Annotated in this window: 1 pseudogene; it reads left to right on the top strand. The window is 72.2% G+C overall.

The annotated features are described in order from the left end of the window. Positions 1-2,449, top strand: a pseudogene (locus JHN63_RS50115) (hypothetical protein); the annotation flags it as partial.

Below are 2,449 nucleotides of genomic sequence, written 5' to 3'. Positions count from 1 at the left end.
CCCGACGGACGGAACCCCGGCCACCCATCACTCGTGGCCGGCCGACATCTCCGACTTGGTGGCCGACCTCGCCCACGAGGTCGGCCACCAACTCGGACTCCGCGACGAGAGCGGCTTCGACTCGTCCGCCCCGCACCGCGGCGGTACGGCCAGCCTCATGGGCGACCCGACGCTGTTCACGCCCGCGTCGGACCCGGCGTACACCTCCGGTGGTCTGAGGCCCCGTCACCTCGCCCTGATCGGCACCCTGGTCGGCGATCCCGCCGACGACCCCCGGGGCACCGGTACCGGTCCGCGGGGACCGGTCAAGGGTGCGCCCGGCGCGGACCCGCCCGCCCCGGTCAAGTCCACCACCGACGCGACCGACACCGGACCGACCCCGGTGGCCACCACCTCCACGCACACGGACCCGACACACACCCCTCCGGCGGAGGCAGAAGCAGAGCCAGAGGCCGAGCCGGAAGCAGAGACGGAGACCGAGCCCGTCCCGCTGGTCCTGCCGGTCCCGGAGATCACGCTGACGACCCCGGAGGGCGACATCACCGCGCCCACTGAGCCGCCCGGCCGTCCCTCCTACCTGGGTGGCTACGGGCAGCGGCACGACGGCCAGGTGGGGCTGGTCATGATGGAGCCGTTCTCGCCGGACCTGGTCGACGGGCTGCACCGCCAGGTGCTCACCGCGCTCGGCAGGCCGAACCCCGGCCCGGACGACGCCGTGCACGCGCAACTGCGGGACGTGCTGTCCGAGCAGCAGCTGACGCAGAACATGCCGTATCTGCGCAGCCTCGGCGGTCACCGGATCGTGCTGGACGTCGACGGCGTCCGCCGCGAGGTGGACGTACGCCTGACGCTCGACGACCGGCGGCCGTCCGCGCGGCAGGGCGCGCTCGACACGAGCGATCCCGACAAGCATGTGGAGCGGCGCGGGCAGGGCACCCGGGAGATCGTCTCCGCGCAGCCGTCCGGCACGTTCTCGACGATTCCGGTGCCGTGGACCCTGTCCGTACCGATCGGGGCGGCCGGCCCGGTCCGCGGGGTGGACATCGCGCTGTCCGCGACCATCACCCACAACCAGGCGGACGGCTCCTCCACGGTCACCCAGGTCGTGCAGACCACCAGCGCCCAGCGCAGCAACGAGCCCTCCCGCGCCTACGACTTCACCGACAACTGGCAGGTGCGCGTGGACGCGCCGGCCGCGATCACGGACGTAGCCGACACGGACGTGGCCGACACGGACGTGGCCGACACGGACGTGGCAGAGGCAACTGACGGAACCGATACGGCGGTTGTCGTCGCGGATCCCGATCCCGTGCGCGACTGGAGTCCGGCCGAGCAGCACGGGTCGGTCACCGTCTGGTTCCCGCAGCACCTCGTGGACGCCGACCGGGACCACGGGCAGGCCCTGCCCGTGCCCGCCGAGCTGCGGCAACTGCCCATCTACGGCGTGGACTCGGTGCTGAACCCGCGGCGGCTGTACGAGGGTGCCGCGGAGAACTTCGCCGACGACCTGGACGCCACCTCGTCGGCCCAACTCGCGGATTTCCTGGGCGAACCGATCCTGCGGGGCACGCTGCCGATGCAGGTCGAGGGCGGGCTGTACTCGCCGGTGCTCACCGACGCGCACGGCCGCGCGGTCGGCATGATGCGGCTTGACGCGCGGGTCACCCGCAACACCCCGGTGGCCAAGAGCCTCGACAAGAAGATCAACCTCGAGAGCCATGTCGTCAACACGGTCAAGAACGACCAGAACACGACGTTCAACAGCGGGGTGACCCTCAGCGGCAGCCTCGGCCCGACCCTCACGACCGACCATCGCGCGGGGCACCCGGACGCCTCCCACAGCATCGGCGGCACCGTCAACGGCAAGGGCACCGGGTCCCTCGCGGCGCAGAACATGTTCGGCACCAGTTCCGTCGCGGGCACGATGCACGCGGTGCGCACCAACCGCAGCCATCTGCTGACCGAGGCCGACGTCGAGTACACGCTCACCCTGATCCGGCCCGACGGCACCATGTCGACGTACACGCCCGGGAGTTGGACCCACGCGCTCGATCTGCGGGTGCTCAGCGACACGGACGCCCGGGGCCACGCGCCGACGCCGGACGAGGTCCGCGCGCTGCCGCACGAGCTGGCGACGCTGGAGTCGATCGGGCAGTCCACCGCGCCGCTCGGCGTGGACGGTACCGAGACGCTGTTCGAGGACGCGGAGACCTGGCTGCGGGACAACGGCTTCCTCCCGCCGGCGCCACCGGCGGAGGGGACCGCGCCGCAGCGGAGCCGACTGCCCGACGAGAAGCTCGTGCAGGCCCAGTTGAACAATCTGCGGCGGCTCCGGGAACTGCGTTCCCCGCTCGGGCTGCGCGCGGCGACGGACTCCATGGTGGACGGCGGCCACTCGCTGTTCCTGGAGATCCCCGCGCTCACGGGCCGCCGTCCACCATGGAGTCCG

This window comes from Streptomyces sp. MBT65 (genome assembly GCF_016612545.1).
GTDB lineage: Bacteria > Actinomycetota > Actinomycetes > Streptomycetales > Streptomycetaceae > Streptomyces.
The sequence above is the reverse complement of the archived record's forward strand: the minus strand, read 5'-3'. Positions and strand labels throughout refer to the sequence as shown.